At 69.1% G+C, this 25,741-nt stretch carries 25 protein-coding genes; 19 read left to right on the top strand and 6 right to left on the bottom strand.

The window, feature by feature from the left end; genetic code table 11:
* Nucleotides 1–53 precede the first annotated feature (53 nt).
* From rpsB to gloA, 15 genes are all read left to right on the top strand, one after another.
* Nucleotides 54–905: a 30S ribosomal protein S2 gene (gene rpsB, locus EBE87_RS08510; protein WP_120638908.1), complete on the top strand. Its 852-nt coding sequence runs from the start codon at nt 54–56 to the stop codon at nt 903–905.
* Nucleotides 906–931: 26 nt separating this feature from the next.
* The gene (tsf, locus tag EBE87_RS08505; protein WP_120638909.1) at nt 932–1,843 is read left to right on the top strand and encodes a translation elongation factor Ts; all 912 of its coding nucleotides are present in this window, start codon (nt 932–934) and stop codon (nt 1,841–1,843) included.
* A 154-nt stretch (nt 1,844–1,997) separates the two neighbouring features.
* Nucleotides 1,998–2,717, top strand: coding sequence for a UMP kinase (gene pyrH / locus EBE87_RS08500; protein WP_120638910.1), 720 nt, complete (start codon nt 1,998–2,000; stop codon nt 2,715–2,717).
* A 46-nt stretch (nt 2,718–2,763) separates the two neighbouring features.
* Nucleotides 2,764–3,336 carry a ribosome recycling factor gene (frr, locus tag EBE87_RS08495; protein WP_120638911.1) on the top strand — a complete coding sequence of 191 codons (573 nt, stop codon included), beginning with the start codon at nt 2,764–2,766 and terminating at the stop codon, nt 3,334–3,336.
* A 43-nt stretch (nt 3,337–3,379) separates the two neighbouring features.
* Complete coding sequence (gene uppS / locus EBE87_RS08490; protein ID WP_120638912.1) at nt 3,380–4,126, top strand: polyprenyl diphosphate synthase; 747 nt, start codon at nt 3,380–3,382, stop codon at nt 4,124–4,126.
* Between the two features lie 3 nt (nt 4,127–4,129).
* Nucleotides 4,130–4,990 carry a phosphatidate cytidylyltransferase gene (locus tag EBE87_RS08485; protein ID WP_120638913.1) on the top strand — a complete coding sequence of 287 codons (861 nt, stop codon included), beginning with the start codon at nt 4,130–4,132 and terminating at the stop codon, nt 4,988–4,990.
* A complete protein-coding gene (gene dxr / locus EBE87_RS08480; RefSeq protein ID WP_122139951.1) occupies nt 4,987–6,150 on the top strand; it encodes a 1-deoxy-D-xylulose-5-phosphate reductoisomerase in 1,164 nt (387 codons plus the stop codon). Before EBE87_RS08485 ends, dxr begins: the two co-directional genes overlap by 4 nt.
* Before the next feature lie 44 nt (nt 6,151–6,194).
* On the top strand, nt 6,195–7,295 hold the full coding sequence (gene rseP / locus EBE87_RS08475) for an RIP metalloprotease RseP (RefSeq protein ID WP_120640946.1): 1,101 nt from the start codon (nt 6,195–6,197) through the stop codon (nt 7,293–7,295).
* Between the two features lie 167 nt (nt 7,296–7,462).
* Complete coding sequence (bamA, locus tag EBE87_RS08470; protein WP_199707996.1) at nt 7,463–9,808, top strand: outer membrane protein assembly factor BamA; 2,346 nt, start codon at nt 7,463–7,465, stop codon at nt 9,806–9,808.
* Between the two features lie 122 nt (nt 9,809–9,930).
* The gene (locus EBE87_RS08465) at nt 9,931–10,713 is read left to right on the top strand and encodes an OmpH family outer membrane protein (protein WP_122139950.1); all 783 of its coding nucleotides are present in this window, start codon (nt 9,931–9,933) and stop codon (nt 10,711–10,713) included.
* Between the two features lie 8 nt (nt 10,714–10,721).
* On the top strand, nt 10,722–11,789 hold the full coding sequence (gene lpxD, locus EBE87_RS08460) for a UDP-3-O-(3-hydroxymyristoyl)glucosamine N-acyltransferase (protein WP_120640816.1): 1,068 nt from the start codon (nt 10,722–10,724) through the stop codon (nt 11,787–11,789).
* A 5-nt stretch (nt 11,790–11,794) separates the two neighbouring features.
* Nucleotides 11,795–12,283, top strand: coding sequence for a 3-hydroxyacyl-ACP dehydratase FabZ (fabZ, locus tag EBE87_RS08455; RefSeq protein ID WP_120640817.1), 489 nt, complete (start codon nt 11,795–11,797; stop codon nt 12,281–12,283).
* Nucleotides 12,284–12,299: 16 nt separating this feature from the next.
* On the top strand, nt 12,300–13,151 hold the full coding sequence (gene lpxA / locus EBE87_RS08450) for an acyl-ACP--UDP-N-acetylglucosamine O-acyltransferase (protein WP_233553460.1): 852 nt from the start codon (nt 12,300–12,302) through the stop codon (nt 13,149–13,151).
* Nucleotides 13,152–13,156: 5 nt separating this feature from the next.
* Nucleotides 13,157–14,071 (top strand): LpxI family protein, encoded by a 915-nt coding sequence (locus tag EBE87_RS08445; protein ID WP_120640818.1) that lies wholly within the window; start codon nt 13,157–13,159, stop codon nt 14,069–14,071.
* Entirely contained in the window at nt 14,068–14,463 is a 396-nt protein-coding gene (gene gloA, locus EBE87_RS08440; protein WP_120640819.1) for a lactoylglutathione lyase, read from the top strand. The genes EBE87_RS08445 and gloA overlap by 4 nt, the downstream gene beginning before the upstream one ends.
* Here the strand turns inward: gloA and EBE87_RS08435 are convergent.
* Both EBE87_RS08435 and EBE87_RS08430 read right to left on the bottom strand, forming a co-directional pair.
* Nucleotides 14,460–15,257 (bottom strand): alpha/beta hydrolase family protein, encoded by a 798-nt coding sequence (locus EBE87_RS08435; RefSeq protein WP_120640820.1) that lies wholly within the window; start codon nt 15,255–15,257, stop codon nt 14,460–14,462. The genes gloA and EBE87_RS08435 overlap by 4 nt on opposite strands.
* Nucleotides 15,258–15,400: 143 nt before the next feature.
* Nucleotides 15,401–15,847 carry an acyl-CoA thioesterase gene (locus tag EBE87_RS08430; protein WP_120640821.1) on the bottom strand — a complete coding sequence of 149 codons (447 nt, stop codon included), beginning with the start codon at nt 15,845–15,847 and terminating at the stop codon, nt 15,401–15,403.
* Nucleotides 15,848–16,051: 204 nt separating this feature from the next.
* On the opposite strand from EBE87_RS08430, the gene minC reads away from it, so the two are divergent.
* The 4 genes from minC to EBE87_RS29360 all read left to right on the top strand — a co-directional run bounded on the left by minC (nt 16,052) and on the right by EBE87_RS29360 (nt 18,774).
* A complete protein-coding gene (gene minC / locus EBE87_RS08425) occupies nt 16,052–16,825 on the top strand; it encodes a septum site-determining protein MinC (protein ID WP_122139949.1) in 774 nt (257 codons plus the stop codon).
* Between the two features lie 35 nt (nt 16,826–16,860).
* The gene (minD, locus tag EBE87_RS08420) at nt 16,861–17,679 is read left to right on the top strand and encodes a septum site-determining protein MinD (protein WP_120638044.1); all 819 of its coding nucleotides are present in this window, start codon (nt 16,861–16,863) and stop codon (nt 17,677–17,679) included.
* Entirely contained in the window at nt 17,676–17,966 is a 291-nt protein-coding gene (minE, locus tag EBE87_RS08415) for a cell division topological specificity factor MinE (RefSeq protein ID WP_456316271.1), read from the top strand. Before minD ends, minE begins: the two co-directional genes overlap by 4 nt.
* Before the next feature lie 214 nt (nt 17,967–18,180).
* Entirely contained in the window at nt 18,181–18,774 is a 594-nt protein-coding gene (locus tag EBE87_RS29360) for a hypothetical protein (RefSeq protein ID WP_199707313.1), read from the top strand.
* 21 nt (nt 18,775–18,795) lie between these two features.
* On the opposite strand, the gene EBE87_RS08405 is transcribed toward EBE87_RS29360, so the two are convergent.
* From EBE87_RS08405 to EBE87_RS08390, 4 genes are all read right to left on the bottom strand, one after another.
* Nucleotides 18,796–19,665: a DMT family transporter gene (locus EBE87_RS08405; protein WP_233553174.1), complete on the bottom strand. Its 870-nt coding sequence runs from the start codon at nt 19,663–19,665 to the stop codon at nt 18,796–18,798.
* 28 nt (nt 19,666–19,693) lie between these two features.
* Nucleotides 19,694–19,882: a hypothetical protein gene (locus tag EBE87_RS08400; protein WP_120638042.1), complete on the bottom strand. Its 189-nt coding sequence runs from the start codon at nt 19,880–19,882 to the stop codon at nt 19,694–19,696.
* 190 nt (nt 19,883–20,072) lie between these two features.
* Nucleotides 20,073–23,861 (bottom strand): translocation/assembly module TamB domain-containing protein, encoded by a 3,789-nt coding sequence (locus tag EBE87_RS08395; protein ID WP_147426037.1) that lies wholly within the window; start codon nt 23,859–23,861, stop codon nt 20,073–20,075.
* Nucleotides 23,861–25,732, bottom strand: coding sequence for an autotransporter assembly complex protein TamA (locus tag EBE87_RS08390; protein ID WP_120638040.1), 1,872 nt, complete (start codon nt 25,730–25,732; stop codon nt 23,861–23,863). The genes EBE87_RS08395 and EBE87_RS08390 overlap by 1 nt, the downstream gene beginning before the upstream one ends.
* Between the last annotated feature and the right edge of the window lie 9 nt (nt 25,733–25,741).

Here is a 25,741-nt window from a genome sequence, read left to right as displayed (position 1 = left end):
CTTAGCGCCGCGGAGGCTCAACCGGACTACGATCTGAAGGAAGGAACGCCGCCATGGCGATGCCCGAAGTTTCCCTGCGTCAGCTGCTTGAGGCCGGTGTCCACTTTGGCCACCACACCCGCCGCTGGAACCCGAAGATGGCGCCGTACATCTTCGGCGTGCGCAACCAGGTCCACATCCTCGACCTGCAGCAGACCGTCCCCCTGATGGACCGCGCGCTCCGCGCCGTCCGTGATGTCGTCGCCGCCGGTGGCCGCGTGCTCTTCGTGGGCACCAAGAAGTCCGCCGCCGAATACGTGGCCGATGCCGCGACCCGCTGCGGCCAGTACTACGTGAACCACCGTTGGCTCGGCGGCATGCTGACCAACTGGAAGACCATCACGGGCTCCATCAAGCGCCTGAAGCAGATGGACGAGCAGCTGGGCGGCAACACCCAGGGTCTCACCAAGAAAGAGATCCTGATGCTGACGCGCGAGAAGGAGAAGCTCGACCGCGCGCTCGGCGGCATCCGTGACATGGGCGGCCTGCCGGACATCATCTTCGTCATCGACGTGGTGAAGGAGAAGCTGGCGATCGAGGAAGCCAACAAGCTGGGCATCCCGGTTGTCGCCGTGCTCGACTCCAACGCCGATCCCTCGGGCATCGCCTACCCGATCCCGGGCAACGATGACGCCATCCGCGCCATCAACCTCTACTGCGACCTGGTGGCTGGCGCCGTGTTCGACGGCATCTCCGCCGAGCTGCAGGCCTCCGGCGTCGACCTGGGCGCTTCCGAGGAGCTGCCGGAGGAAGAGCCGGTGCTCGAGAATGCCCAGACCAGCCCGGGCGTCGGCCTTGACACCGAGACCGTTGAGACCATGGTCCAGGCCAACCAGGACGACGGCAACGCGGCCGGCAAGGTCTGAGACGCGGCAGAGCAAGGAGATCCGATATGGCTGAGATCACTGCCCTGATGGTGCGTGACCTGCGCGAGAAGACCGGCGCGGGCATGATGGATTGCAAGAAGGCGCTGGTGGAGGCTGATGGCAACATCGAGGCCGCCGTCGACTGGCTGCGCAAGAAGGGCCTGGCCGCCGCGGCCAAGAAGTCCGGCCGCGTGGCTGCCGAGGGCCTGATCGGTGTCGCCAGCGGCCCGCAGGTCGCCGGCATGGTCGAGGTGAATGCCGAGACCGACTTCGTGGCCCGCAACGAGCTGTTCCAGAACTTCGTCTCCGAGGTTGCCGGCATCGTGCTGGTGGTCGGCGACGACGTGGAGCAGATCAAGGCCTACACCTTCCCCGGCACCGGCCACTCCGTGCAGGAAGAGCTGACGCGCCTGATCGCCACCATCGGCGAGAACATGAGCATCCGCCGCGCCAAGCGCCTGACGGTGCCGTCGGGCGTGGTCGCGACCTACACGCACTCCGCCGTCAAGCCGGGCCTCGGCAAGATCGGCGTGCTGGCCGCTCTGGAAGCCCCGTCCGAGATCGAGGCGCTGGAGACGCTGGGCCGCCAGATCGGCATGCACGTCGCCGCCGCGCGCCCGGAGGCGCTGGACGTTTCCGTGGTGGACCCCTCCGCCCTGGAGCGTGAGAAGGCGGTGCTGACCGAGCAGGCCCGCGCTTCCGGCAAGCCGGATGCCATCATCGAGAAGATGGTCGAGGGCCGCGTCCGCAAGTACTACGAGGAAGTGGTGCTGCTGGAGCAGGTCTGGGTGCATGACGGCGAGAGCCGCGTGAAGTCCGTGGTCCAGAAGGCCGGCGCCAAGCTGACGGGCTTTGCCCGCTTCCAGCTCGGCGAGGGCATCGAGAAGCAGACCGGTGACTTCGCCGCCGAGGTGGCCGCGGCCGCCGGTACGGTCTGATCGCTCAGGTCTGAAGCGTCAGGCGGGGGTGTTGGCATGGCCGACGCCCCCGTCTTCTTGTGTAAAGGCCGGATTGCCCGGCCTTGCCGCATCGGGGCCGGCTGCCTATCGTGCCAGTTGCCTCGCCTCGGCTTTCTGATGGAGCCTCGCCTCAATGCCCGCCCCGATCTACAAGCGCGTCCTGCTCAAGCTCTCGGGGGAGGCGCTGATGGGCGGCCGCGACTATGGCCTCGACAATGCCACGGTCAAAGCGATCGCCGAGGATATCAAGGGCGCCGTGGCGCTGGGCGTCGAGGTCTGCGTGGTGGTGGGCGGCGGCAATATCTTCCGCGGCGTCTCCGGCGCATCCTCCGGCATGGACAGGGCGCAGGCCGATAACATGGGCATGCTGGCCACGGTCATGAACGCACTGGCCATGCAGAACGCGCTGGAGAAGATCGGCGTGCCCACCCGGGTGCAGTCCGCCATCCCGATGAGCAGCGTCTGCGAGCCCTTCATCCGCCGCCGCGCTCAGCGGCACATGGAGAAGGGGCGGGTGGTTATCTTCGCCGGCGGCTCGGGCAACCCCTTCTTCACCACCGATACCGCCGCCGCGCTGCGGGCGGCTGAGATGAACTGCGACGCGCTGTTCAAGGGTACGCAGGTGGACGGCGTCTATTCCGCCGACCCGCGCAAGAACCCGCAGGCCGAGCGCTACATCACCCTGACCTATCTCGACATGCTGGCCCGCGACCTGGCCGTGATGGACGCTGCCGCCATCAGCCTGGCGCGCGAGAACAAGCTGCCGATCATCGTGTTCAACATCCATGAAACCGGCGCCTTCACCGCCGTGATGCAGGGCGAGGGCCGTTTCACCACGGTCGTAGACCAGTAACGCCTGTCGCCGTTGTCGTAGAGAAGTAGAAGAAGGACGCCCCGCCATGGCCGCTCCCGCAGACTTCCCCAACCTGAAGCAGGACCTTTCGCGCCGCATGGATGGCGCGCTGGAGTCGCTGAAGAAGGAATTCAACGGCCTGCGCACCGGCCGCGCCTCGCCGGCGCTGCTGGAGCCGATCCGTGTCGAGATCTACGGCGCCAACCAGCCGCTGAACCAGGTGGCGAATATCTCGGTGGGCGGGCCTTCGATGCTGCAGGTGCAGGTCTGGGACCGTTCGGCCGCCAAGGCGGTGGAGATCGCCATCCGCGACTCCGGCCTGGGCCTTAACCCGCAGACCGAAGGCCAGACCATCCGCGTGCCGCTGCCGCCGCTGACGGCTGACCGCCGCAACGAGCTGGCCAAGCAGGCCGCCAAATACGCCGAATCCGCCAAGGTCGCCGCCCGTGGCGTGCGCCGCGACGGCATGGAGACCATCAAGGGCTGGGAAACCAAGTCCGAGATCTCGAAGGACGACGCCAAGCGCTGGTCCGATGAGGTGCAGAAGCTGACCGACAGCACCATCAAGAAGGTGGATGAGCTGCTGGCCGAGAAGGAAAAGGACATCAAGACCGTCTGACGTCCCTACCTTCCTTTCTCCAGCCAGGCGGAACGGCAATCGAATGAGCGCGGCGTCCGGAGCGGCCCCGGCACTGAAGGACGGTACGCCCTCCTGCGTGCCTGTCCATGTTGGCATCATCATGGACGGCAACCGCCGCTGGGCACGTGCCCGCGGCCTTCCCAGTGCCCTGGGTCACAAGGCTGGCGCCGACGCGGTGCGCCGCACCGTCGAGGCGGCGGCCAAGTCGGGCATCGGCTGGCTCACGCTCTTCGCCTTCTCTTCCGAGAACTGGCGGCGGTCGGAGGATGAGGTGCGGGACCTGACGGGCCTGCTGCGCTTCTACCTGCGGCATGAGATCGCGGCCCTGCACCGCAACAAGGTGCGGCTGCGCGTGATCGGGGAGCGGGAACGCTTCGGGCCGGAGACTGTAGCCGCCATCCGGGAAGCCGAGGCGCTGACGGCCAATAATACCGGCCTCAACCTCACCGTCGCGCTGTCCTATGGCAGCCGGGCGGAGATCGCGGCGGCCGCGCGCTCCCTGGCGCAGGATGTCGCCGCCGGGCGTCTGGATGCGGCGGCGGTGGATGAGGCGATGCTGACACGCCGCCTCTTCACCCTTGGCATGCCGGACCCGGACCTGATCATCCGCACCTCGGGCGAGAAGCGCCTGTCCAACTTCCTGCTCTGGCAGGCTGCTTATGCCGAGCTCTGGTTCACTGAAACGCTCTGGCCGGATTTCGGCGCCACCCAGCTCGCCGAGGCTGTGGGCAGCTACGCGCGGCGTGAGCGGCGCTACGGGGCAGGCTGATTGATGGTGACGGCTGAGGCGCAGGAGAAAGCCAAGCGCTGGCGCGACCTGAAGAAGCGCGCCATTTCCGCCGCCGTGCTGGGGCCGGGCGCGCTGCTCTGCATCTGGCTGGGTGCGCTGCCCTGGACGGCCCTGATGGCGGTGGCCATTGCCGGGCTGGTCTGGGAATGGGTGCATCTCTGCGGCCTGCGGAACCGTGCCTTGCCGGGTGCGGCGGTGCCGCTGGCGGTCTTCGTGGCCTGCGCCTTCGCTGTTTTCGATCATACGCTGCTGGCGCTGCTGCTGCTGCTGCTGGGCTTCCTGGCCACGCTGGTGGGCGCCGGCTGGATGCGCCGGCGCGACGGACGCCCGGCGCCGGTCGGCTGGCTGGCCCTTGGCGTGCTTTACGTCGGCATCGCCGGCATCAGCCTGATCACGCTGCGGCATGACAACGAAGCCGGGCGCGACAATGTCCTGTTCCTGATCGCCGTGGTCTGGGCCAGCGATATCGGCGCCTATATGTTCGGCCGCATGCTGGGCGGGCCGAAGCTGGCGCCTGCCATTTCCCCCGGCAAGACCTGGTCGGGCGCCCTGGGCGGGCTGGCCTGCACCATGGTGTTCGGCGCGCTGGTCGCCGCCTGGGCCACGCCCTATCCGGACGACATGCTCAAGGCCGCTGGCATCGCCGCGGTGCTGGGCATCGCAACCCAGTTGGGCGATCTGTTTGAAAGCTATTTCAAGCGTCGCTTTGGCGTGAAGGACAGCTCCGCGCTGATCCCCGGCCATGGCGGATTGCTGGACCGGCTGGACGGGCTGATCGCCGCCGCCCCGCTTGCGGCACTGCTGGCCTCCTTTATGGGCTACGGGGTGGTTCTCTGGCGATGACGCGCACGGTTTCCATCCTGGGCAGCACCGGCTCGGTCGGGCGCAGCACCGTGGCGCTGCTGGACGCGGCGGCGCCGGGTGAATTCGAGGTAGTCGCGCTGGTCGCCGGCCGCGATGCCGCCGCGCTGGCCGAGCAGGCGAAGCGGCTGCGGCCGCGCATCGCGGTGCTGGCGGACCCCGCCGCCGGCCCGGCGCTGGAAGCGGCCCTGGCGGGCAGCGGCATCGCCTCCGCCTGCGGGCGGGACGCCGTTTTGGCCGCCGCCGGCATGCCGGCGGACTGGACCATGGCCGCCATCGTCGGCGCAGCCGGGCTGGAGCCGGCGCTGGCCGCCCTGGCGCGCGGCGGCACCCTGGCCGTGGCCAACAAGGAAGCGCTGGTCTGCGCCGGCGAGATCGTGCTGGCCGCCGCCCGTGCTTCCGGCGCCACCATCCTGCCGGTCGATTCCGAGCACAACGCCATCTTCCAGGCGCTGGACGCCCGCGACCCCTCGGTGGTCGAGAAGATCATCCTGACCGCTTCCGGCGGCCCCTTCCGGCAGGCCAGCCTGGAACACATGGCGCGCGTCACGCCGGAGCAGGCAGTGGCCCATCCGGTCTGGTCCATGGGCGCCAAGATCAGCGTCGATTCCGCCACCATGATGAACAAGGGGCTGGAGCTGATCGAGGCCGCGCGCCTCTTCCCGGTGCCCGAGGATCGTATCGAGGTGCTGGTGCATCCGCAATCGGCGGTGCACGGGCTGGTGCAGTATGCCGATGGCTCGCTGCTGGCGCAGCTCGGCTCGCCGGATATGCGCACGCCCATCGCGCATGCCCTGGCCTGGCCGCGGCGGATGCATGTGGACGTGCCGCGCCTTGATCTGGCGGCCCTGGCGAAGCTGGAGTTTTACGCGCCGGATACCGTGCGTTTCCCCGCGTTACGTCTGGCCCGCGAAGCCTTGCGGGCCGGGCAGGGGGCCACCACCATTCTGAATGCCGCCAACGAGGTGGCTGTCGGGCTGTTCCTTGGCCGCAGGCTGGGCTTCCTCGACATCGCCGCGGTGGTGGAGGAAGTGCTGGCCTCGCTGGGCTCGCCCGCCGTGCCGGACCTCGCCGCCGTGCTGGCATTGGATGCCGCGGCGCGGCAGGATGCGACCGACCGGGCGGCCCGCCGCGCGGCCTGACCCATTAAGCCCCGCCGGGGGGCGGAGATACGATCTTGGAATTCCTGTCCGACGGACTGCGCAGCATCATTGCCTTCATCGTGGTGCTGGGCGTGCTCGTCTTCGTGCATGAGATGGGCCACTACCTCGCCGCCCGCTGGCGCGGCGTGCATGTCGAGGTCTTCTCTATCGGCTTCGGCAAGGTCATCAAGAGCTGGACGGACCGCCAGGGCACCGAATGGCGCCTTTCCTGGCTGCCGCTGGGTGGCTTCGTGAAGCTGCACGGCCAGGAAGGCCCTGGCGACGCCACCGAGCAGCAGATGGCGCGCTGGATCGAGGGCCGCACCTTCCACAATAAGCCGGTGCGGGACCGTGCCATCGTGGTCGCCGCCGGGCCCGCCGCCAATTTCATCCTGGCCGCCGTGCTCTTCGCCGGGCTTTACATGAGCATCGGCCAGCCGCTGCCCAGCGCCACCGTGGGCACGGTGATGGAGGGTAGCGCCGCCGCCAGCGCCGGCCTGCAGCCGGGCGACCGCATCCTGGCCCTGGACGGCCAGGAGGTGCGCCGCTTCGAGGACGTGCAGCGCCACATCCAGCCGCGTGCCGGCCAGCCGGTGCAGGTCCGCGTCGCGCGTGAGGGTGGGGAGCAGACCCTGACCGTTACCCCCGCCGCCCGCGAATCGGAGGGCAACCGGGTGGGCGTGCTGGGCGTCACCGGCGGCGCGCCGGAATTCCGCCGGCTGAACCCGATCAGTGCCATGGTCGCCGGCGTCACTCAGACCGTGGATATCACCGGCCAGACCTTCGCCGGCATCTGGGAGATGATCACGGGCCGCCGTGGCACCGAGGACCTGGGCGGGCCGCTGCGCATCGCGCAGCTTTCGGGGCAGGTGGCCCAGCTCGGCCTCGCCAGCCTGATCACCTTCATCGCCGTGCTTTCGGTGAATCTGGCGCTGATCAACCTCTTCCCCATCCCGGTGCTGGATGGTGGCCACCTGGTCTTCTACGCGGCCGAGGCCATCCGTGGCCGCCCGCTGTCGCCGCGCGCCATGGAATACGGCTTCCGGGCGGGAATCGCCGTGCTTGCGGCGTTGTTCATCTTCACCACCTGGAATGACATCACCCGCCTGATCCCGATGGGCTGGGTTTCCAGGCTCTTCGGCTGACAAGCTCACATCCCGCGTGTGCAACCTGTTGCAATCGAAGGTGAAGGCTGCATAAACGGCAAAGGTCCCGTGGGACTGGCGGGGGAGGACCTTCCCCGCTAGTCTCCGGCCGCTCCCGGCCCGTCATGAGGCCTCGATCCATTCTCCAGGTCCTGGGACCGAAGCACTTGCACGCCACACGCGCCATCCTGCTCGCCGCAACCTGCCTCATTCCGGTGCTGCTGCCGCCCTCGGCGGAAGCACAGCCGCAGCGTGCTCCGGCACGCCGTGCGGCGCCGGCGGCCGCCCGCCCGACGGGTGAGGTAATCCGCGCCATCGAGGTGCGCGGCAACCAGCGCATCGAGGCGGATACCATCCGCTCCTACATGCTGCTGCAGCCCGGCGACCGCTACGACACGGACCGCCAGGACCGCAGCCTGCGCACCCTTTTCGCCACCGGCCTTTTCCGCGATGTCCAGATCGGGCGCGACGGTGACCGCGTGGTGGTGACGGTGGTGGAAAACCCGATCGTCAACCAGGTGGTCTTCGAGGGGAATCGCAAGATCTCCGACGACAACCTGCGCGAGGCGTCGCTGCTGAAGCCGCGCTCGGTCTATACCGATGCCGCCGCGCAGAACGACCGCACCCGCCTGCTGGAGCTTTATGCCCGCCGTGGCCGCTTCGCCACGCGCATCGAGCCCAAGGTGATCGACCGCGGCAACGACCGCGTGGACGTGGTCTACGAGATCACCGAGGGCGATACCGCCCTGATCTCCCGCATCAATTTCGTCGGCAACGACTCCTTCTCCGACAGCCGGCTGAAGGAAGTGGTCTCCTCGCGTGAGGAAGCCTGGTACCGGCCCTTCTCCTCCTCCGACACCTATGAGCCGGAGCGGCTGAACTTCGATCGCGAGCTGATCCGCCGCTACTACCAGCGCCAGGGCTTCGCCGATGCCGAGGTGACCAGCAGCACCGCCGAGCTGGCGCCGGACCGCAGCGGCTTCTTTGTCACCTACACCATCAAGGAAGGCCCGCGCTTCCGCGTCGGCAAGGTGGACATCAACTCCAGCCTGCGCAACGTGACGGGCGACCAGCTCCGTGACGTGCTGGAGGTCCATTCCGGCGACTGGTACGACGGCGATGCCATCGAGCGCACCGTGCAGGCGATCGAGGACAGCGCCAACCTGCAGGGCGCGCCCTTCGTGGCCGTGGAGCCGCGCATCAACCGCGATGTCGCCGGCAAGACCATCGACCTGACCTTCGACGTGGCCGAGGGGCCGCGCTCCTATGTCGAGCGCATCGAGATCACCGGCAATACCCGCACGCAGGACCGCGTGATCCGGCGCGAGATGCGGCTGGCGGAAGGCGATGCCTTCAATGCCGCCGCCGTGCAGCGCTCGCGTCAGCGCATCCGCGACCTGGGCTACTTCAACCCGGATGTCACCATCAACAGCACGCCGGGCTCGCAGCCGGACCAGGTGGTGCTGACCACCAATGTCACGGAGCGCGCGACGGGTGAGCTGTCGCTGGGCGGTGGCTATTCCACCGATGCCGGTGCGCTGGCGGATATCGGCCTGCGTGAGCGCAACCTGGTGGGCACGGGCATTGATGCCCGCATCAACACAACCATCGCGCAGCGCCGCAGCCAGGTGGACCTCTCGGTCACCGATCCGTCCTTCCTGGACCGCAACCTCTCGGTGGGTCTGGACCTCTTCTACGTCCAGCGCGACCTGCGCGAATACTCGGGCTACGAGGAGCGCCGCGCCGGTGGCGCCCTGCGGGCTGGCTATGAGTTCAATGAGCGCCTTCGGCAGAGCTGGGCCTATACGCTCTCCCGCCGTAATGTCTTCAACATCGACGAGGGCGTCAGCCGCTACATCGCCGAGCAGAAGGGCGTGACCTGGCTGTCGCAGATCGGCCAGACGCTGACCTACGACACCCGCGACTCCCGGCTGGACCCACGCAGCGGCTATGTGGTGCGCCTCGGCACCGATCTCGCCGGCCTGGGCGGCGATGTGGCCTATGTGCGCGCCCGGGTGGACGGCAACTACTTCATTCCCTTCGAGCGCTGGCTGGGTGACCCGGACTACGTGCTCTCGCTCTCCGCCAGCGGCGGCATCATGCGTTCCTTCAACGACAAGCCGGAACGCATCGTTGACCGCTTCTTCCTGGGCGGCGAGAACCTGCGTGGCTTCGCCATCGCCGGCGCCGGCCCGCGCGACCTCAGCACCCCCACCCGCGACTCGCTGGGTGGCCGCGTGATCTGGACGCAGAGCACCGAGATGCGCTTCCCGCTGCCGCTGCCGTCCGAGATCGGGCTGCTCGGCCGTGCCTTCGTCGATGTGGGCTCGCTCAGCGATGTCGATGCCGATACAGGCGTGCGGGACAGCGCAAGCCCGCGTGTAGGCGTGGGCGTCGGCATTTCCTGGCGCAGCCCCTTCGGCCTCATCAACATCGACCTGGCGCAGGCCGTGGTGAAGAAGTCCTACGACGAGACGCAGGTCTTCCGCTTCGGCTTCGGCACCCGGTTCTGATCCTGTTCCGGCTGCCTAATCAGCCACCGGGGGGCGGCAAGGCGCCCCCCGCCAACCATGCCCGGGTGTCGGCGCGCGGCGAAGACCACGCCCAACCCTGGCCGGCACGGAGTATTCCGACGATGGCGCGACGCGCAACGGTCGCCCTGGCGGCGATTCTGCTTTCCACTTCCAGCCTCGGCGGCGCCGCCATGGCCCAGCAACAGCAGGAGTGGTTCGTTCCTGGCCAGGGCCAGGGCGGTGCCCAGCAGCAGCGCCCGGCGCAGGCCCCGGCCCAGCGCCCGGCCCAACAGCAGCAGCGCCCGGCGCAGCGCGCCGTGCAGCCGAACCCGGCGCCGCTGCCGCCCGGCGAGCAGCCGCCGGCTGCCGTCATCGGCATTGTCGATGTGCCGGAAGTGCAGCGCCAGTCCACCGCCTTCAACGGCGTGCGGGAAGAGATCGAGAAGCGCCGCGCCAAGCTGAACGACGACCTGCAGAAGGAGCAGGCCCGCTGGCGCGACGAGCAGCAGGCCCTGGCCGCCCAGCGCGCCGGTCTCTCGCCCGAGGACCTGCGCACTAAGGAGCGTGACCTGCAGGACCGCGTACAGGACGCCCAGAAGATCTTCCGTGACCGCTCCCGCGCCATCGAGCAGGCGGCCCAGGGCAGCCTGATGGAGATCGAGCAGGCGCTGGCGGTGGTGATCCGTCAGGTGGCTTCCAGCCGCAAGGTGAACCTGGTGCTGCCGCGCCCGCTGGTGATCTTCAATGAGCCGCCCTTCGACCTGACGCCGGAAGTGGCCGTGCAGCTCAACAAGATCCTGAAGAGCGTGAGCGTGCCGGCCGAGGATGCCCCGGCCCCCGCCGCCAACAACAACCAGCGACCGGCCCAGAACGGCAATCAGGGCCAGCAGAACCGCCGGAACTGAACCGGGCCATGCCCGTCGATCCGCGCTTCCATCCCGGCACCGGGCCGCACAGCCTGGCGCGGCTTGCCGAGGCCACCGGGGCGCGCGCGGTGGGGGATGGCGCGCGGCTGCTGCAGGGCGTGTCGCCGCTTGGCTCGGCCGGGGCGGGGGATGTCTCCTTCCTCGACGGCCGCCGCCACCTCGCGGCGCTGCGCGAGACCCGGGCCGGCGCCGTGGTGCTGGCCGAGGGCTTCCTTGCTTCCGTGCCGGAGGGCGTGGCGGCCCTGGTCTCGCCCATGCCGCACCTGGTCTTCGCCCGCATCGCGGCCCTGTTCCATCCAGGGCCGGAGCGTCAGCCGGGCATCCATCCCACCGCCGTGGTGGCGCCGGATGCCGAGCTGGGCGAGGGCTGCGAGATCGGCCCCCATGCGGTGATCGGCGCAGGCGTGAAGCTCGGCGCCCGCTGCACCGTGGGCGCCCATGTCGTGATCGGCCCCGGCTGCATCTTCGGGGATGATTGCCGGCTGCATCCGCATGCCAGCGTCAGCCATTGCATCGCCGGCCATCGCGTCACGCTGCATGGTGGTGCGCGGGTGGGCAACGAGGGCTTCGGCTTCACGCCGACGCCCGAGGGCCGCTTCGTCACCATCCCGCAGCTTGGCCGTGTCATTCTGGGCGATGAGGTGGAGATCGGCGCCAATAGTTGCGTCGACCGTGGCACGCTGGACGACACCGTGATCGGCCCGGGCACGCGGCTCGACAACCTGGTGCAGATCGGCCACAACGTGGCGACGGGGCGGGGCTGCGTGATCGTGTCGCAGGTCGGTATCTCCGGCTCCACCGTGCTGGGCGATTACGTGACGGCAGCCGGGCAGGCGGGCTTCGCGGGCCATCTCAAGATCGGCTCTAAGGCGCGGATCGGCGCTCAGGCGGGGGTGCTCTCGGACATCCCGGACGGTATGGACATGGCCGGCACGCCCGCAATGCCCTTGCGCGACTGGCTCCGTGCCTCCATCCAGCAGCGCAACATCGGCGCCCGCGGCGGGAAGCCCGCGACGGCGCAATCCGGCCGCACCCGGCCAGACAAGACGGACTGACAACCATGGACCAGCAAGAACAGGCAACTCCGGAAGGAGCGGGTGGAGATCGGATCGAGGCGGTCGATATCGCCCGCATCATGCAGGCGATCCCACACCGCTACCCGTTCCTGCTGGTGGACCGGATGGTGGATGTGGTGCTGGGCGAGAGCGCCATCGGCATCAAGAACGTCACCATCAACGAGAATTTCTTCCAGGGCCACTTTCCGGCGCATCCGGTGATGCCGGGCGTGCTGATCGTGGAAGCCATGGCGCAGACCTCCGGCGTGCTGGTGGTCGAGACGCTGGGCGCCTCCGCGCGCGGCCGGCTGGTGTATTTCATGAGCATCGAGAACGCGAAGTTCCGCAAGCCCGTGGGCCCTGGCGATCAGCTGCGCATCCATGTGAACAAGGAGCGGCAGCGCGGCAATGTCTGGAAGTTCGGCTGCGTCGCGCGCGTCGATGGAGCCGTGGTGGCCGAGGCGGTCATCACCGCCATGATCGTGGGCGCCTGAGCCGGTGCCAGACCAGGTGACCAGCTTGGCGCAGGGCATCGACCCCAGCGCCGTGATCCACCCCACCGCCGTGGTGGCCGAGGGCGCCCGCATCGGCCCCAATTGCCGTATCGGTCCCTGGTGCATCGTCAGCGCCGAGGCGGTGCTGGAGGAAGGCGTCTTCCTGCAGTCCCATGCCGTGATCGATGGCCGGGTGCATCTGGGCGCCGGCGTGCAGGTGATGTCCTTCGCCAGCGTCGGACTGCCGCCGCAGGACCTGAAGTACAAGGACGAGCCGACCCGCGTCGAGGTCGGCGCCCGCACCGTGATCCGCGAGCATGCCACGATCCACCGTGGCAGCGTCGGCGGCCATGGCGTCACCAGGGTGGGCGCGGACTGCCTGATCATGTGCGTCGCCCATATCGGCCATGACTGCGAACTGGACCACCACGTCATCCTGGCCAACAACGTCATGCTCGGCGGCCATGTGCGGATCGCGGACACCGTCTTCGTGGGCGGCGGCGCAGCGTTGCACCAGTTCGTGCGCATCGGCCGGCAGGCCGTGATCGGCGGCATGAGCGGCGTGGAGGCGGATGTGATCCCCTTCGGTGCCGTCATGGGCAACCGGGCGCGTCTGACCGGGCTCAACCTGATCGGGCTGAGGCGCCGGGGCTTCCCGCGCGCGCAGATCCATGTGCTGCGCGGCATCTATCGCACGCTGTTCCGCTCTCCCGGCGTCTTCGAGGACCGCTTGGCCGCCGTGGAGGCGCAGCATGGCGCCGACCCGGTGGTGCGGGAGATCCTGGATTTCGTCCGCGCCGACAGCCGCCGCGGGCTCTGCAAGGCCGGGCGCGAGATCGTGGACGACGAGGACTCGGCGGAGGGCTGAGCGGGATGGCGCTTTCCGCCGCCACCGTGGCCAAGCTGGGCTTCCGGGCGCCGCTGGGCGGGCCGTTGGGCATCATCGCCGGCGGCGGCCTGCTGCCGCAGCGCGCGGCGGCCTCCGCCCAGGCGGCGGGCCGGCCTGTGCATGTTGTCGTGCTGGAGGGCTTCGCCAATCCGGCCGATTATGCTGCCTATCCTCATATTGTCTGCCGCATGGGCGCCGCCGGGCGCATGCTGGATTGGCTGCGTGCCGCCGGGGTGCGGGACCTGATCCTGGCCGGTGCCGTGCGCCGGCCCAGCTTCCTGTCCCTGCGCCCGGATGCCGGCGCCGCCCGCCTGCTGCCGCGCGTCGGCATGAAGGCCTTCGGCGGCGATGACTCGCTGCTGACGGCCGTGGTGCAGGTGCTGCGGGAGGAAGGCTTCAACCCGCTGGAAGCCCGCCAGATCATGACCGAGATCCTCGTGGACCAGCCCGGCGTGCTGACCTCGGTGCAGCCGGATGAGCAGGCGGTGCTGGATATCCGCCGTGGCCTGCATGTGGTGCGCATCATCGGCGCCGCCGATGTGGGGCAAGGCTGCGTGGTGCAGCAGGGGCTGGTGCTGGCGGTGGAGGCCATCGAGGGCACTGACGCCATGCTGGCCCGCGCCGGTACATTGCAGCGCGAAGGCCCCGGCGGCGTTTTCGTGAAAGTGATGAAGCCTGGGCAGGACCGGCGGGTGGACCTGCCGACCATCGGGCCGGATACCGTGGCCGCCGCCGCCGCGGCCGGCCTGCGGGGCATTGCCATCCAGGCGGACGGCACCATTGTCATCGACCGCCCCGCGACGCTGGCCGCCGCCGAGGCTGCCGGCATGTTCGTGCTGGCCCTGGACCCTTTCGCGCCTGAATGGGCGCCTATCGAGCAAACGGAGAACCCGGCATGAGCAGCTTCCTGCACACCATGATCCGCGTCGGCGACCTGGACCGCAGCGTGGACTTCTACACCCGCCTCCTGGGCATGAAGGAACTGCGCCGCAACGACGTGCCGGACGGCAAGTACACCCTCGCTTTCGTCGGCTTCGCGCCGGAGAGCACGGGCGCGGGGGTGATCGAGCTGACCTACAACTATGGCGTCGAGAAGTACGAGCTGGGCAATGCCTTCGGCCACCTGGCGATCGGCGTGCCCGATATCTACGCCACCTGCGACAAGCTGCGCGCCGAGGGCGTGAAGATCTCGCGCGAGCCCGGCCCGGTGAAGTTCGGCACCACCGTCATCGCCTTCATCGAGGACCCGGACGGCTACAAGATCGAGCTGATCGAGCGGAAGCCGGCCTAACCCGCCAACTCCAGCACCGCACGGCACAGCGCGCCATCCGGCGCGCGCAGCTCATCCAGCAGCCGAGTGGTGCCCTGGCCGGGCAGGGCGATCAGCCTGCCCGAGCCGCCGCCGGCCTGCCGTGCGGCATGAAAGGCGGCCGAGGCCGCCGCGGCTTCCGCCCCCTCATGCGCCAGGACGAATGGCTTCCGTACCACCGGCAGGTGCAGGGGCGAGAGCACCGCGACTTCCAGTTCGGTCGCATCCGCGCCATCGGCATCCAGCTCGTAGGCGCCGCAGATGCCCATGCCGGCAACGACATGCGGGTGGTCCAGCGCCAGTGCCGCCAGATGCGCGCCGGCCCCCCACCCAGCCACCACCAGCGGCCCCGCGATGCCATGCCGTGGGCCTTGTGCCGCCAGCCATCCCAGGGCCTTGTGCGTCTCGTGCACGATGCGGCTGGGCGTGACCGCCGGGGCCAGGCCGCGCCCTGGCAGCGCGGCGGCCCAGCCATGGGCGCGCAGGCCTTCCGCCAGGGCGGAGCATTCGCGTGGGCTGCCGCCGCGCCATTCCCGATCGGGTGACTCGGCGCCATGCAGCAGGATCAGGCAGGGGCGGTTGGGGTCGGCGGCGGGAAAGAGGTCCCAGCGGCACCATTCCGCCGACGCATAGGGCAGGTCGAGCTGCCCCGGCCGTGCCTGGCGCAGTGCCGCCGAATCCTGGGCCAGCAGCCTGAACCACAAGGCTGGCGTGGGCAGCCGGGTGGCGGAGACACGGCTGCCGAGCGGCTGGCCGGATGTCGGGAGGATTGTCACGGCATATCCTGGCGGTTGCGGCCTTGCCGGTCTTGCAACTGCCGTGCCGGGCCTGCCGAGCTCCGCCCGCCATCCTCTGCTGCCCAGAGCCTGGGCGGCGGGCGCCGCCGGCTTGGGCAGGCTGCGCCTCCCGCTGGCGAAAATCAGCCGGCAGGCGTGACTATCAGCGGTGCCACGGCGGCGCGCAGGGCCTCCGGCACCGGGCGTGTCTGGCTCATGTCCTGCCGGTCCACGTGCACATGGATGAAGTGGCCCTCGGCGCAGGCGGTCTCCTGGCCAGCGCGGAAGATGCCGATCTCGTAGCGGATGGAGGAATTGCCCACATGGGCCACCCGCAACCCGACATCCAGCACATCCGGGAAGAAGGCGGGGGCATGGTGGCGGCAGGTGGTCTCCACCACCACGGCGGTGACGGCGGAGGCGTGATTGTCCAGGATGCCGGTGCCGTGCAGGAAGCTGGCCACCGCCGTGTCGAAGTAGGTGTAGTAGACGGCGTTGTTGATGTGCTGCAGCGCGTCCTGGTCCGCCCAGCGCGTCGGCACCTGGATGAAGTGACGGTATTCCGCGCGGCGGGGGATCTGCTTCGGCATCGCTCGCTCCTGCTCAGTGCGGCGGCAGGGTAGGGGCGGGCGCCCGATTCGGCCACATTGCGGCGGAAAAACCACGGAATCCGCAGGGTTTATCCCACCCGGGCTTCGCCGCGGCGCGTCTGGCCTGTATAGGTATGGGGATGGTGGCGACCATGTCTGGCGCCGGCCATGCGCCCTCGAAAAACAGGACTCGCACCGCAGCCGATGTCAGCCCCCGCCGCCCAGCCCCGCTTCGAGCCGTTCCGGCTGCGGGGCGCCAATTTCAACCTGCTGGTGCTGCGGCTGCTGGATGCGCGGCCCGAGGTGATCGTCCCCGCGCTGGGGGACCAGTTCCGCCGCGCGCCGGGCTTCCTGCGCTTCGCGCCCATCGTCATCGGCCTCGATGACATCGCGGCGGCGCCCCATGAGGTGGACTTCGCCCGCCTGGTGGCCGAGCTGCGCAACATCGAGATCATGCCGATCGGCACCACCGGCGGCACGCCGGAAATGAGGTCGCTGGCGCAATCCGCCGGCCTGCCGCCGCTGCGCGCCGCCGGCGGGCGGGAGGAGGATGTGCCGGTGCAGCAGCCCGCGCCGCAGCCGCCGCCCCAGGCCCCCGCCGCCAGCGCCGAGCCCCCACCGCCGCCCCCGCTGCCCGAGGGCATGGCGCGGCCGACCATGGTGGTCGATACCTCCGTCCGCGCCGGCCAGCGCGTCTGGGCCCAAAATGCAGATCTGATCGTCACCGGCACGGTGAATGCTGGCGCCGAGGTGATCGCTGATGGCAATCTGCATGTCTATGGTGCCTTGCGGGGGCGGGCTATTGCTGGGGGAGCGGACAACACCGATGCACGCGTCTTCGCGCTGAATTTCGACCCCGAACTGGTCTCCATCGCGGGCTACTACGCCGTGCGTGAGGGCCTGACTGAAGCACCGATCGGCAAGCCTGTTCAGGTCAGGCTGATCGGTGAGAGCATGCGTTTCGACAAGCTGGGCTGACTGGGCCGCGGCCCGGCGGAGAGGAGACTGACCCTATGGCGCAAGTGATCGTGGTGACATCCGGCAAGGGGGGCGTTGGCAAGACCACGACCTCGGCCGCCTTCGCCACCGGCCTCGCCCAGAGCGGCAAGAAGACTGTCGTGATCGACTTCGACGTCGGCCTGCGCAACCTGGACCTGATCATGGGTGTGGAACGCCGCGTGGTGTTCGACATCGTGAACGTGATCAACGGCGAGGCGCGGCTGAACCAGGCGCTGATCCGTGACAAGCGCGTGGACACGCTGTCCATCCTCCCCGCCAGCCAGACGCGGGACAAGGACGCGCTGACCAAGGAAGGCGTGCAGACCGTCATCGACGAGCTGAGCAAGGATTTCGACTACATCCTTTGCGACAGCCCCGCCGGCATCGAGAAGGGCGCGCTGCTGGCGCTCTATTTCGCCGACCAGGCGGTGGTCGTGACCAACCCTGAAGTCTCCTCCGTCCGCGACTCCGACCGCATCCTGGGCGTGCTGCAGAGCAAGTCCAAGCGCGCCGAGGAGAAGCGGGACCCGGTGAAGGAGCACCTGCTCGTCACCCGCTACGATCCCGCCCGCGTCGAGCGCGGCGAGATGCTGAAGCTGGAGGACATCCGGGAGATCCTGGCCATTCCGCTGCTGGGCGTGGTCCCGGAAAGCGAGAGCGTGCTGAAGGCTTCCAACACCGGCAATCCCGTCATCCTGGACGAGAATTCCAACGCCGGCATGGCCTATTCCGACGCGGTGGCACGCTTCCTGGGGCAGGACCGGCCGCACCGCTTCATCGACCCCGAGAAGAAGGGCTTCCTGTCCCGGCTCTTTGGTGGAAGGGCGGCATGATGAGCTGGCTCGACGTCTTCCGAGGCAATCGCAAGCCCCCGCCGACGGCCGGCGCGGCCAAGGAGCGGCTGCAGATCGTCCTGGCGCATGAGCGCATCAGCCGCACGGGCGAGGATTTCCTGCCTAAGCTGCAGAAGGACCTGCTGGAGGTGATCTCCAAGTATGTGGCGATCGACGCCAAGGCGGTGAACGTCTCGCTCGACCGGGGGGGCGACATGTCCACCCTGGCCATCGAGGTGGAACTGCCCGGCCCGAAGGTGGAGCCACGCCGGCAGGCGGCATCCTGAACGTCACCGGCCGGCCCGTCCCGCCGGTCCGGATGACTGCTGGGGCCCAGCCTTGGCAAGCGAGACTATGTTGCGGCCAGATTATAGTTACGCTTAAGGTCAGAACGGCCGCTGGAAGCGCATGCGGCCGCACTGGCCGCTATGGATAGCTCGCGGAACGCCTGATCCCTCGCTCTCGAAGGCCAGCATTTCTGCTTTCTTCGAAGGGACGACCATGAGCGACAACACGAAGTTGACCCAGCTTTCCGAAGAGGATCTGAATCAGGTTTCCGGCGGCAATGGGACAACCGGTCTCACTGGCGTGAACCAGATGAATTTGCAAAACATGGATCTTGAAACGGCGCTGATGACTGTGCAGAGCGAGCGCGTGCGACTCCTGGATTCCCAGCTTCAGGCGCAGATCGAAGGCGTTCAGGCCAGGAACGACGCCGTCGCCCATGCGAACGGCGAACTGGGCCAACTGAACGCGGTCGCTTCGAAGTTCGGGAGCGATGCAAGTGCCCACACGTCCATCGCGTTGGAAACCAAGGTCTCGGTTGGCGATCGGGAGTCCACCGTGGGCGAGATCCTGAAGGGCCTGTCCCGCGGTGAGGACATTCTGAAAGATGGCCGGGTGGAAAAGGGCGAAATTGACGCTGCCATCGTGTCCACCAAAGGGCATATCCACAGTCTGAGTAACTCACAGCAGATGGACATGCTCCGCCTGCAGTCGCTGTCGAACAAGCGCAACGAAGCCTTCGACGTCATGACGAACTTCGTCAAGAAAATGCAGGAAAGCCGGGCCAGCATCATCGGCAACATGCGCTGACCTGACAGCCAGTCAGGCCCGTCAGCCGCCGCGCCGCACCAGATAGAGCGTGGCGCCCATCATGATGAGGCCACCCGCCAGCAACGCCCATCCTGGCTGCTCCGCGAAGAGCAGCCAGCCGATCACGGCGCTGGCCGGGATCTGCAGGTATTCGATGGGTGCCAGCAGCCCCACCTCCGCCCGCCTCGCGGCGGCGGAGGCGCAAAGGTCGATGACCATCGCGAAGGCGGTGCCCATCACCACCATGGCCACCGCGAAGAGGCTGGGCGCCTGCCAGCTCCAAAGCGTCACCGGTCCCCAGAACAGCACGGAAGCGATGGCGTACCACGCGATGACGCGTGGCGCCGGCTCGGTCGCCGCCAGGGCGCGGAAGGTGATCAGCACCAGCCCGGCCCCCAGCCCGGCCGCCAGCGCGGCGGGTGTGCCCAGCGACAACTCGCCTTCCGGCCGGGCGATCAGCAGCACGCCCAGAAAGCCGACCAAGGTGACCAGCACGCGGGAGCGCCGAACCTTCTCATGCAGCAGCAGCGCCGCCAGCGGCAGCACCCAGAGCGGGCGCGCGCTGATCAGCGCCACCGCATCCGCCAGTGGCAGCCAGGCAATGGCCAGCAATTGCAGCAGGAAGGTCACGGTGCCCGCAGCGCAGCGGCCCAGATGCAGCCAGGGCCGCCGCGTCGCCAGGGCGGAGGGCCTGGCGCGCAGGAACCAGGGCATCAGGAAGCCCAGGGTCATCAGCCCGCGCGCGCAGGTCACCATGGAAACCGGCATGCCATCCTGAATGGCCAGCCGGTAGCAGGTATTGACGCCAGCGCCACAGAGCGTGGCGATGGACATGATCCCCATGCCGTGCAGCGAAGCGGCGGCGATAGGCGAGACGGCGGGGCGCTGCACGGCGGGCTGCCCTGGTAGCAACGAAACTTCAGCGACGCGGAGTCAGCTCGGTCTCCAGGGCCTTGATCTTGGCGGTCAGGGATTCGCGCAGGCTGGGGGCGGCATGCGGCTTCAGGGCCGCCAGAGCCTCCTTCAGGTCGCGCAGCTGCTTCTTCTTCTCCTCTGTGGAGCGCTGGATGGGGCGATTGCCGGACATCTGGCCGTCGAAGGCACGCATGGTGTGTGAAATCCTCAACTGTTCACTCCCCAGCCGCGCGGCCTTCCGGCCGCATGGGTGCGGCGGAGGCTACCGAATCTGAGGAAAGGGCGACGGATGGCCATGCGCCGGCGGAGAGCCGGAGCCGGCACGGCTCAGGCCCGCCATCGCCTTTTTTCAGGCAGATGGCGGCAGAAGTCGAGACCCTGGTTTAATATTCAAATTCGTAGGAAAGCCCCATGCGCTCCCCCGCCTCGCTGCCCGTGCTGCTTTCCAGCTTCAGCCGCGGCGTCACTTGAACCTCGACGCCGACGCGCGGTCCGCCCTCCAGCCCCTGCTCGACGCCAACATAGACACCGTTGCCGACATAGCCGCCAGCTTCCAGCGAGGAGGAGTTCACATCGCCGGTACCGGTGTCGTTGGTATTGCCGATGCCGAGGCGGTCCAGCCCCAGCCGGTTCGCCAGCCGGCCAAGGAAGCCCTGGCCGCCGCCGCCCGGCAGCACGCCCGCCGTGCCGGCCAGGCTGGCTGCCAGCTGCGCCACCTCGAAGGGGGAGAGCTTGTCCGCCGAGCGGCCAAAGAGCAGCCGCGCCAGCACCTCGTCCTGCGGCAGCTCGGGGAAGGAGGTGAACTCCACCTTCGGCGCGTTGGGCTGGCCGCTGATGGTGACGGTGATGGTCACGTTCTGCACCGTGGTCGTGGCGGTGAAGTCCAGCGAGGGCAGCAGCCCGGCACCGTCGAAGACCAGGGCGCCGTTGCTGAAGGTCAGCTGCCGGTCCAGCAGCTGAAAGGTGCCGCGCCGCAGGTTGAAGGTGCCGTCCGGCGCCGGATCGGCCACCGTGCCGCCGATATGAACAGTGCCGCCCAATTCGGCATCCAGCCCGCGTCCGCGCACCAGGATGGATTGCGGCGCCTGCACCTGCAGGTTCAGCGCGATGGGCGCGGCGGGGGTGGCCTTCAGGTTCGGCGCCGGCGGTGCCACGTTGCGGCGCGGCGTAACGCGCGTGGCCGGGCGGGAATTAGGACCGCCACGTTCCTGCACGTCGCCCAGCGTGGGGACGCCGCCGCCGGGAAGCTGCTGCGCGATATTGATGACGACGCGGCGCAGCCGGATGGTGCCGGCCAGGGCGGGAGACACCTGCAAGGGGCCGGTGAAGCGCAGGTCGGCATCGGTCAGCAGCGTCACCAGCTCGCTTTGCAGCGGCTCGGCGTTGCGGGCGGTGACGGAGATCTCGATAGGGATGCCGGCGGTGAAGGGGTCCACAAAGCCCTGGGCATTGATGCTGCCCCGGCCGGCGCGGGCGTTCAGCCGCTCCAGCAGGATGCGCTCACCCTGGGCGCGCAGCCGGGCGGTGATGTTGGTCAGGCGCAGCCCGTAGAGCTGGTTCCGCACCGTGCCGTTGGTGAGGTCCACCGTGCCGCCAAGCTGCGGGGCGCCCAGCGTGCCACTGGCGCTGGCATCCATCACGATGCGGCCATTCACCTGATTGGCGCCGCCGCCCAGCGTGGGCGCCAGGGCGGTCGCGAGATCGGCATTGCCCTTGATGGTGGCGGAGAGCGGCGCATCCGTGCCAGGCCCCTGCGGCAGGTTCGCTTCAGCAGTGACATTGGCCAGGCTTCCGGCGCGCAGGCTGGCATTGGCGCGGATGGCACCGGCGCCGTTGCGCGTGGCCTCCACCCGCAGCGTGGCGGCAGGCCAGCCGCGCGACCAGGGGGCGGTGACGGTCAGGCCGGTGCCGTTGATGACGGCATTCACCTCGGGTGCCGAGGTCGGGCCGGTGACGCGCACATCGCCCACCACCGTGCCGCCGAACTGCGGCTCCGGCACAAAGAGATTGGCCACCGAGACGGGCAGGGCGGCCAGCGCCAGCCGCAGGTCCGCGCGTTCCGGCCCCCAGCGGCCGGAGACGGTGATATTGCCGGCGGGCCGGGCCGCCAGCCGCAGGCCGGGAATTTCCACCGCGCCGCCGGGCGGCAGCAGGATGCTGCCGGGGGCGGCGAGGCGGATGCCGTACTGCCCCTGCGCCACGTCCAGCGCCGCGAGGTCGAAGCGCATGCCGTTGTCGCCGCGGGAGAAGCGGCCGCGCCCATCCACATTCGCCTGCGGCAGGCTGGCCTTGGCGGCGAAGTCCAGGGCCGCATCGGTGCCGCGCAGGGTCAGCTCGGCAGCGATGGTCTGGCCGGCGGCCTGAAGCTGCTGCACCCGCGCATGGGCGTCGATGCCCTGGCGGCCATCCTGCGGCACCAGCTTGGCGCCGATATCCAGCTTGCCCGCCACTGGCTGCCCGGCCAGGGCGCTCAGCGGCGCCAGATTCTCGGACTTCGCGGAGGCGGTGCCGTCGAAGAGCGTGGTGGCGGTGTCGAAGGTGCCGTCGGCCGCGATATCCACTGGGCCGAACTGGCCGCGCGCTTCCTGCAAACGGATCAGCGTGCCTTCCGCAGCGGCGCGCAGGGCCAGGGTCACGGGCAGGCCCTCGGCGCGTGCGTTGAGCCGCGCGCTGCCGGTCAGGCCCATCACAGCCGGGCTTTCCACCTGCAGGTCCGGCGCCTCCAGGCGGCGGCCGGCGACGGTCAGGCCAGGGCTGGTCAGATGCGCCGTGACTGCCGGATCGGCCATCGGCCCCTTGGCCGTGGCGCGCAGGTCCAGCGGCCCCGCCACTTCGGGGCTGATGCGGGAAGCTTCCGGCACAACCAGATGCAGCGCGAGGTCGAGCTGGTCGCCGAAGGTGCCGGAGGCTTCCAGCCGCGTCGCCGCCCCGTCCACCGTCAGGCTGTCGATCCGGGAGATGGTGCCGGCATAGTCCACCACTGGTGCCGGGCCCAGCGCGGCATCGGCCGGGGCGGGCAGGCGCAGGCCCTGCGGCACCACGCGCAGCTTGAAATCCTGCCCGTTGGCGATGCTGCCGTTCAGCGCGATGGCCTCCCAGCCCAGCACCTCCGGCACCAGCGGGCCGAGGCTGGCGGAGTTGTTGATATGCCCCTCGACATTCAGCAGCTCCAGGCTGCCCTGGGCGCTGACCTCGCCGCCCGGGGCGCGCAGCCAGAGCCTTGCCAGGTTCAGGCCGCCAGCGGAGGTCTGGCTGGCATCCAGCGCGAATTCGGCCTGGGCGATGGGGGGCGGCAGCACCGTCGGCAGCGCGGCGTCGCCTTCCAGCGCGATGCGGGCGGAATTGTCCGGGTTCATGCCGATGGTGCCATGGGCGGCGAAGCGGGCGGCATCGCCCACCGTGCCCTCGGCGCGCAGGGCGGCGCCGCTGGCCGGGCCATCCAGCGTCAGGTTCAGGTCGGTAGGCTGGTCCGGCGCCTTGATGGCGGTGGCCAGCACGCCGCCCGGCGGCTCCTGCACCCGCAGGTTCAGCTTCAGGTCCGCCTTGGGGTCCAGCCCTGCTTCCAGCGTCAGCTCGCCCGGCTTGCCGATCCGCTCCAGCCGCAGCCGCGCCGCCAGGGCCTGCGCCACCAGGCTGGCATCACCCTCCGCCTTCAGCGCGAAGCCTTCGGGCGGGCCGGATTCCTCGACGGTGGCGGAAACCAGCTCACGCGGGATCTCGATGCGCGCGATGTCCAGGGCGCGCAGGCGCACCGCCACGGGCAGGGCCGGTGGGGTCGGGATCAGCGAGGTTGGCTCGGTGGGCGGCGGCTCGGGCGGCTTGGGCTCGGATTCCGGCAGGCGCAGCAGCGCCACGCGGCTGGCGGCCACGCGCTCGATCAGCAGCTCCCGGTGCAGCAGGGCCAGCAGGTCCAGGTTGATCTTGGCATTCTCGACCACCAGCCAGGGGCCCTTGGCATCGGCCATGGTCAGGCGGTCGAAGCCTGGGCTGTCGGGAATGGGGCCGTTCAGCCCCTCGATGGCCAGGCCGGGGACGAAGCGCGCCGCCAGCCCGGCGATGGCCCGCTGGCCGGGTGCTGTATTGGCGCCCAGCAGCACGCCGCCCACCAGCAGAATCGGCAACAGGATCAGGACGGCCAGAACGCCGCCGACCCACTTCAATACGCGCTTCATCAGAAAGCCTGCCCGATACCGATATAGAGGCCGAAGGCGCTATCCCCCGGTTCCTTGTTCAGGGGGATGGCAACATCCGCCCGGATGGGCCCAATGATCGTCTGGTAACGCACGCCAAGGCCGGCGCCGACCTTGAAATTATTGAATTTGGGCGTGGGGTCCGAGCCCACCGAGCCGGCATCCACGAAGGCCGCTATGCCCCAGGCGCCGCTGATCCGTTGCCGCAGTTCCACGCTGGCCTCGACCAGCGAGAGTCCGCCGCGCGGCTCGTCGTTGCGCGTGCGGGGGCCAATGGACTGGTAGTCGTAGCCGCGCACCGAGCCGCCGCCGCCGGAATAGAAGCGCTTGTCGGGCGGCACGCTGTTGTTGTTGGCGCCCAGGATGCTGCCCACCACGCCGCGCAGCGCCAGGATGCTGCCCTTGTCGCCGGACATGTCGATATAGGTGCTGGCCTGCAGCCGGGTGCGAGTGAAGAGTTCGCTATCCGTGAAATTGTAGATCGGGCTGGCCAGGGCAGTGACGCGCAGCCCGCGGGTGGGGTTCAGCAGGTTGTCCACATCCTCCCACCGCACCTGCCCGAGCGCGCCCAGCAGCTGGTAATTGGTGGTGGCACCGTCCTGCTTCACGCGGCTGATCTCGGCCAGCGGGCCATAGGAGAGGGTCAGATGCTCGCTGACCGGCCGCTCCAGCAGGATGGAGGCGACGAAGGCATCACGGTCATAGGCCTTCAGCCTCTCCCGCAGCACGGCGATGTCGTAGGTGATGGTCTGGTTGATGCCCAGGAACCAGGGCTGCGTCAGGCTGACTTCCACCTTGCCGCCGGTGTTGCCCACGCCGTCCCCGGTGCCAAGGCGGTTGATCTCGGCCTCCAGGCGGAACTTCTCGGCACCGCCGAAGAGGTTCCGGTGTTCCCAGGAAGCATCGAAGGTGGGGCCGTAGCGGGTCTCATAAGCGGCGCCGAAGCTAAAGGCGCGGCGCGGCCGCTCCACCACCGTGAAGGTGACGGGCAGGGTGCCGCCTTCATCCAGCCGCTCCGCCGCCCGGGCGCGCACGGTCGAGAAGACGCCCAGGTCCATCAGGTTCTTGCGGGTCTTGTTCAGCTCTTCCTGGCTGTAGGTCTTGCCGGCTAGGGGACGCACCACTTTGGCCAGCAGCCTGTCCTTCACCTGGCTCTGCCCGGTGACCTCAGGCATGCCGAACTGCGCCACGGGGCCGGGGGTGATGTTGAAGGTCACCTCCATCTCGCGCGTGTCGTGGTCCACCACCACCCGGCGGGTAATGGCGGCGAAGGGATGGCCGGCGTCACGCAGCCGGCTGCCCAAGGTGTTCTGAGCATCGATGATGGGCTGGGCGCGGGCAGGCTCGCCGGGCTTCAAGGGCACCTCTCCGGCATCGGCCAGGGAGGCGCCGGCCGGCTCGGCCCGCAGCATCACGGGGGCAAGGTGGTATTGCGGCCCTTTCTCCACCCGCACCACCACGGGCACCGGGCCCGGCATGGCGGCCAGCCGCTGCGCCAGGCCCGGCGCATCCGGGGGCTCGCCAGCCAGGGTGACGCTGCTGCTGCCGGCGTAATAGCCTTCCGATCGCATGGCATCGCGCAGATTGCCGGCATCGCCGATGGCGCGGGCGATCAGCCCATCCGCATCCACCGTCACGCTTTCCCGCAGATTTTGCAGGGCCGAGGCGCGGCGCAGGGCGGCGTTCAGGGCTTCGTCGCCGGTGTTGTTGAAGCTGACCTCATAGCTGCGCACCGCGTCAGCAGGCGCCGGGGCCTGGGCTGGTGGTGTCTCCTGGCCGGGCGCGGAAGCCGGAATGATCGTGACAACGGGGGCGGCCAGGCCCAGGAGGAGGAGGCTGTATTTGAGACGCATGGGCTTACG

The organism is Teichococcus wenyumeiae, assembly GCF_003696345.1.
GTDB lineage: Bacteria > Pseudomonadota > Alphaproteobacteria > Acetobacterales > Acetobacteraceae > Pseudoroseomonas > Pseudoroseomonas wenyumeiae.
Note: the sequence above shows the minus strand (reverse complement) of the source record. Positions and strands in the feature narration are given on the sequence as shown.

Bases quoted from the DNA above. Each gene is read 5' to 3' on its own strand.
- rpsB (WP_120638908.1), top strand. From the start codon at position 54: ATGGCGATGCCCGAAGTTTCCCTGCGTCAGCTGCTTGAGGCCGGTGTC.
- tsf (WP_120638909.1), top strand. From the start codon at position 932: ATGGCTGAGATCACTGCCCTGATGGTGCGTGACCTGCGCGAGAAGACC.
- pyrH (WP_120638910.1), top strand. From the start codon at position 1,998: ATGCCCGCCCCGATCTACAAGCGCGTCCTGCTCAAGCTCTCGGGGGAG.
- frr (WP_120638911.1), top strand. From the start codon at position 2,764: ATGGCCGCTCCCGCAGACTTCCCCAACCTGAAGCAGGACCTTTCGCGC.
- uppS (WP_120638912.1), top strand. From the start codon at position 3,380: ATGAGCGCGGCGTCCGGAGCGGCCCCGGCACTGAAGGACGGTACGCCC.
- EBE87_RS08485 (WP_120638913.1), top strand. From the start codon at position 4,130: ATGGTGACGGCTGAGGCGCAGGAGAAAGCCAAGCGCTGGCGCGACCTG.
- dxr (WP_122139951.1), top strand. From the start codon at position 4,987: ATGACGCGCACGGTTTCCATCCTGGGCAGCACCGGCTCGGTCGGGCGC.
- EBE87_RS08465 (WP_122139950.1), top strand. From the start codon at position 9,931: ATGGCGCGACGCGCAACGGTCGCCCTGGCGGCGATTCTGCTTTCCACT.
- lpxD (WP_120640816.1), top strand. From the start codon at position 10,722: ATGCCCGTCGATCCGCGCTTCCATCCCGGCACCGGGCCGCACAGCCTG.
- fabZ (WP_120640817.1), top strand. From the start codon at position 11,795: ATGGACCAGCAAGAACAGGCAACTCCGGAAGGAGCGGGTGGAGATCGG.
- EBE87_RS08445 (WP_120640818.1), top strand. From the start codon at position 13,157: ATGGCGCTTTCCGCCGCCACCGTGGCCAAGCTGGGCTTCCGGGCGCCG.
- gloA (WP_120640819.1), top strand. From the start codon at position 14,068: ATGAGCAGCTTCCTGCACACCATGATCCGCGTCGGCGACCTGGACCGC.
- EBE87_RS08430 (WP_120640821.1), bottom strand. From the start codon at position 15,847: ATGCCGAAGCAGATCCCCCGCCGCGCGGAATACCGTCACTTCATCCAG.
- minC (WP_122139949.1), top strand. From the start codon at position 16,052: ATGTCAGCCCCCGCCGCCCAGCCCCGCTTCGAGCCGTTCCGGCTGCGG.
- minD (WP_120638044.1), top strand. From the start codon at position 16,861: ATGGCGCAAGTGATCGTGGTGACATCCGGCAAGGGGGGCGTTGGCAAG.
- minE (WP_456316271.1), top strand. From the start codon at position 17,676: ATGATGAGCTGGCTCGACGTCTTCCGAGGCAATCGCAAGCCCCCGCCG.
- EBE87_RS29360 (WP_199707313.1), top strand. From the start codon at position 18,181: ATGAGCGACAACACGAAGTTGACCCAGCTTTCCGAAGAGGATCTGAAT.
- EBE87_RS08400 (WP_120638042.1), bottom strand. From the start codon at position 19,882: ATGCGTGCCTTCGACGGCCAGATGTCCGGCAATCGCCCCATCCAGCGC.
- EBE87_RS08395 (WP_147426037.1), bottom strand. From the start codon at position 23,861: ATGAAGCGCGTATTGAAGTGGGTCGGCGGCGTTCTGGCCGTCCTGATC.
- EBE87_RS08390 (WP_120638040.1), bottom strand. From the start codon at position 25,732: ATGCGTCTCAAATACAGCCTCCTCCTCCTGGGCCTGGCCGCCCCCGTT.